This is a genomic window from Ruegeria sp. ANG10, from assembly GCF_040705255.1.
Classification (GTDB): Bacteria; Pseudomonadota; Alphaproteobacteria; order Rhodobacterales; family Rhodobacteraceae; genus Ruegeria.
Genome location: NZ_JBFCVU010000026.1, coordinates 1 through 4,510, shown reverse-complemented (window position 1 = coordinate 4,510; position 4,510 = coordinate 1). Strand labels below are relative to the sequence as shown.

Sequence of the window (4,510 nt, the reverse complement as noted above, 5' to 3'; positions counted from 1 at the left end):
ACCGAACCGAAACGCACTCCTCTCTACGATCTTCATGTTGAGTTGGGAGGTAAGCTGGTTGATTTTGCGGGTTGGGAGATGCCTGTCCAGTATCCGATGGGGATCATGGGAGAGCATAAGCAGTGTCGTGAGAAGGCGGCGGTGTTTGATGTGTCTCATATGGGTCAGGTGATCCTGCGCGGTGAGAATGTGGGCGAGAAGCTTGAGGCGATCTGCCCGCAGGCTTATGCGACGCTGAAGGAAGGCAAGGCGCGGTACGGTTTTTTCACCAACGCGCAAGGCGGGATCATGGATGATTTGATCGTGTCGAATGCGGGCGATCATTTCTTTGTGGTGGTGAACGCGGCGCTGCGTCATCAGGACATTCCGCATATGAAAGCGAACCTCGAAGGCGTCGAAGTGACCGAGATCTTCGACCGCGCGCTGGTGGCGGTCCAAGGCCCCAAGGCCGAGGATGTGGTGGGTGAGCTGTGCCCCGCCGCGCGCGATCTGAAGTTCATGGAAACCACCGTGGCGGATATCAACGGTGTTGAGTGCCGCATCTCGCGGCTGGGCTATACCGGCGAGGATGGGTACGAGATCTCGATCCCCGAGGATAAGGCAATCGAGATCACCAAGGCCTTCCTGGCGCATGAGGATTGCGAACCGGCGGGTCTGGGCGCGCGCGACAGCCTGCGGCTGGAGGCGGGTCTGTGCCTCTATGGCAATGACATCGATCAGAGCACCTCGCCGATTGAGGCCAGCCTTGGCTGGGCCATTCAGAAACGCCGCAAGGAAGAAGGCGGCTTTCCGGGTGCGGATCGCGTACAAAAGGAACTGGCCGAGGGTCCGGCCCGCAAGCTGGTGGGCATCAAGCCCGACGGCCGCGCCCCCGCGCGTCAGGGTGTCGAGGTGCAATGTGCGCAAGGCAATACCATCGGCCAGGTCACCTCGGGCAGCTTCGGCCCCACGGTCGGTGGACCGGTGGCGATGGGCTATGTGAGCAAGGGTCATGGTGAGCCGGGCGAGACGGTGAACCTGATCATCCGGGGCAAGGCGCAACCGGCGCAGATCGTGGCGCTGCCCTTCGTCAAACAGAATTACAAGCGTTGAAGTCAGGAGAGAGACAACATGGCAACCTATTATTCCGAAGAGCATGAATGGCTGACCGTCGAAGGGGACACGGCCACGCTGGGCATCACCAAACACGCCGCCGAGCAGCTGGGTGAAGTGGTGTTCGTCGAGCAGCAGGAAGCGGGCGACGAGTTCGAAAAAGGCGGCGAGATCGGCGTGATCGAATCCGTCAAAGCCGCCTCCGAGCTCTATGCGCCGGTTGATGGCGAGATCACCGAGGTCAACGAGGCGCTGGCCGACAACCCGGGCGCGCTGAACGAAGACCCCGAGGGCGAGGCCTGGATCTACAAGATCAAGATCGCGGATGCCGCGCAGCTTGAGGATCTGATGGACGAAGCCGGCTACAAGTCCTTCATCGGCTAAACCAACTTCGGAGCCCCGCTCTTGGGGCTCCCTCGCTTCACCAGGGGCTTCCGATTTGGGGCTCCGCCCGTTCGGGCCTGAACCTGTCCACCGGACAGGTTCCGGGACGGCCCTCACCCCCCGCCGGAGGCGCCTGCCTGCCCGGCCGGACCTGACCTTTTCGACAGGAGCGCTGCAATGGCCTTCAAACTGACCGATTACGAAGCCTATGACTTCGCCAACCGCCGCCACATCGGCCCGTCGCCCACCGAGATGCGCGACATGCTCAAGGTGATCGGCTTCAAGACGCTGGACCAGCTGATCGACGCCACCGTTCCGCCTGCGATCCGGCAGAAAGAGCCGCTGGACTGGGGTCCGGCGATGACGGAACGCGATGCGCTGTTCTACATGAAAGAGGTGGCGAGCAAGAACAAGGTTCTGACCTCGCTGATCGGTCAGGGCTATTACGGCACCACCACGCCGGCGCCGATCCTGCGCAACATCCTGGAAAACCCGGCCTGGTATACGGCCTACACCCCCTATCAGCCCGAGATCAGCCAGGGCCGTCTTGAGGCGCTCTTGAACTTCCAGACCATGGTCAGCGACCTGACCGGGCTGGACGTGGCCAACGCGTCGCTGCTGGATGAAGCCACAGCCGCTGCCGAGGCGATGGCAATGGCCAAGCGCGGTGGCCGCTCCAAGGCCAATAACGCGGCCTTCTTTGTCGACCGCAACTGCCACCCGCAGACCATCGCGGTGATCAAGACCCGGGCTGAGCCGCTGGGCATCGACGTGCAGGTCGGCGACCCCGATGCGCTGGATGCAGGTGCCGTCTTTGGCGCGATCTTCCAATATCCCGGCACCCATGGCCATGTGCGCGACTTCACATCGGAAATCGCAGCGCTGCACGAACACAAGGCAATTGCCATTGTCGCCGCCGACATCCTGTCGCTGGCGCTGCTGAAGTCACCCGGTGAGATGGGCGCGGATATCGCCATTGGCTCGACCCAGCGTTTTGGCGTACCGATGGGCTATGGCGGCCCGCACGCCGCTTATATGGCGACCACCGACAAGCTGAAGCGGTCGATGCCCGGCCGGATCATCGGTGTCAGCATCGACAGCCGCGGCAACAAGGCCTACCGCCTGTCGCTGCAAACCCGCGAGCAACACATCCGCCGCGAGAAAGCCAACTCGAACGTCTGCACCGCGCAGGCACTGCTGGCGGTGATCGCCTCGATGTATGCCGTGTACCACGGCCCCGATGGCATCAAGGCCATCGCGCAATCGGTGCATCGCAAGACCTCGCGCATGGCCGCCGGTCTGGAAGAGGCGGGCTTTGCCGTGGAACCAGAGGTGTTCTTCGACACCATCACGGTTGAGGTCGGCCATCTGCAGAACGTCGTGATGGAGGCCGCCGTGGCCCGTGGCGTCAACCTGCGCAAGGTCGGCGACACGAAAGTGGGCATCAGCCTGGACGAACAGACCCGGCCTGAGACCATCGAGGCGGTCTGGGGCGCCTTCGGGATCGACCGCAAGGATGACAGCTCGAACGTGGCCTACCGCCTGCCGGATTACGCGCTGCGCGAAAGTGCCTATCTGACCCACCCGATCTTCCACCAGAACCGGGCCGAGGCCGAGATCACCCGCTATATGCGCCGTCTGGCCGACCGCGACCTGGCGCTGGACCGGGCGATGATCCCGCTGGGGTCCTGCACCATGAAGCTGAACGCCACGATCGAGATGATCCCGGTCACCTGGCCCGAGTTCGGCAATCTGCACCCGTTCTGCCCCGAAGATCAGGCGCAGGGCTATCACGAGATGATTGCCGATCTGAACGACAAGCTGTGCCAGATCACCGGCTATGACGCGATCTCCCAGCAGCCCAATTCGGGCGCGCAGGGCGAATATGCCGGCCTGCTGACCATCCGCAACTATCACGCATCGCGGGGTGAGGCGCACCGCAATGTCTGCCTGATCCCGACCTCGGCGCATGGCACCAACCCGGCCTCGGCGCAGATGGTGGGCTATCAGGTTGTGCCGGTGCAGGCGGATGAGAACGGCAACATCGATGTCGCCGATTTCCGCGCCAAGGCGGAAAAGCACTCCGATCATCTGGCTGCCTGCATGATCACTTACCCGTCCACCCATGGCGTGTTCGAGACCACCGTGCAGGAGGTTTGCCAGATCACCCATGATCACGGCGGTCAGGTCTATATCGACGGCGCCAACATGAACGCCATGGTCGGCCTGTCGCGTCCGGGTGACATTGGCGGTGACGTCAGCCACCTGAACCTGCACAAGACCTTCTGCATCCCGCATGGCGGCGGCGGCCCCGGCATGGGTCCGATCGGCGTCAAGGCGCATCTTGAGCCCTATCTGCCCGGCCACCCCGAGCTGAACCAGGCCATCGGCCCGGTCTCGGCCGCGCCCTTCGGCTCGCCGTCGATCCTGCCGGTCAGCTGGGCCTATGTGCTGCTGATGGGCGGCGCGGGTCTGACCCAGGCGACCAAAGTGGCGATCCTGAACGCCAACTATATCGCGGCGCGTCTGAGCGAGGCCTATCCGATCCTCTACACCTCGGAAACGGGCCGGGTGGCGCATGAATGCATCCTCGACACCCGTCCCTTGGACGAGGCGGCCCATGTCAGCGTCGACGACATCGCCAAGCGTCTGGTCGATTCAGGCTTCCACGCGCCGACCATGTCCTGGCCGGTGGCCGGAACCCTGATGGTCGAGCCCACGGAATCGGAGCCCATGGCGGAACTCGACCGCTTCTGCGACGCCATGCTGTCCATCCGGGCCGAAGCGCAGGACATCATCGACGGCAAGATCGACGCGGAAAACAACCCGCTGAAAAACGCCCCCCACACGGTGCGTGATCTGGTCGGCGACTGGGACCGACCCTACAGCCGCGAACAGGCCTGCTTCCCGCCGGGATCGATGGGCGTCGACAAATACTGGTCCCCCGTCAACCGCGTCGACAACGCATACGGCGACCGAAACCTCGTCTGCACATGCCCCCCAATGGACGCATACGCAGACGCAGCCGAGTAAA

The 4,510-nt window shown here is 63.3% G+C and carries 3 protein-coding genes; all 3 read left to right on the top strand.

The genetic code is table 11. From position 1 onward, the window contains the following. A partial coding sequence (gene gcvT / locus AB1A64_RS22285; RefSeq protein ID WP_366554347.1) for a glycine cleavage system aminomethyltransferase GcvT occupies positions 1 to 1,092 on the top strand: 1,092 nt, incomplete at its 5' end. An 18-nt stretch (positions 1,093 to 1,110) separates the two neighbouring features. Next, a complete protein-coding gene (gene gcvH, locus AB1A64_RS22280; protein WP_170352139.1) occupies positions 1,111 to 1,476 on the top strand; it encodes a glycine cleavage system protein GcvH in 366 nt (121 codons plus the stop codon). A 177-nt stretch (positions 1,477 to 1,653) separates the two neighbouring features. Further along, entirely contained in the window at positions 1,654 to 4,509 is a 2,856-nt protein-coding gene (gene gcvP / locus AB1A64_RS22275; RefSeq protein ID WP_366554345.1) for an aminomethyl-transferring glycine dehydrogenase, read from the top strand. Position 4,510: the final 1 nt, after the last annotated feature.

Coding starts and splice junctions, on each gene's coding strand:
- gcvP (WP_366554345.1), top strand. CDS start 1,654: ATGGCCTTCAAACTGACCGATTACGAAGCCTATGACTTCGCCAACCGC.
- gcvH (WP_170352139.1), top strand. CDS start 1,111: ATGGCAACCTATTATTCCGAAGAGCATGAATGGCTGACCGTCGAAGGG.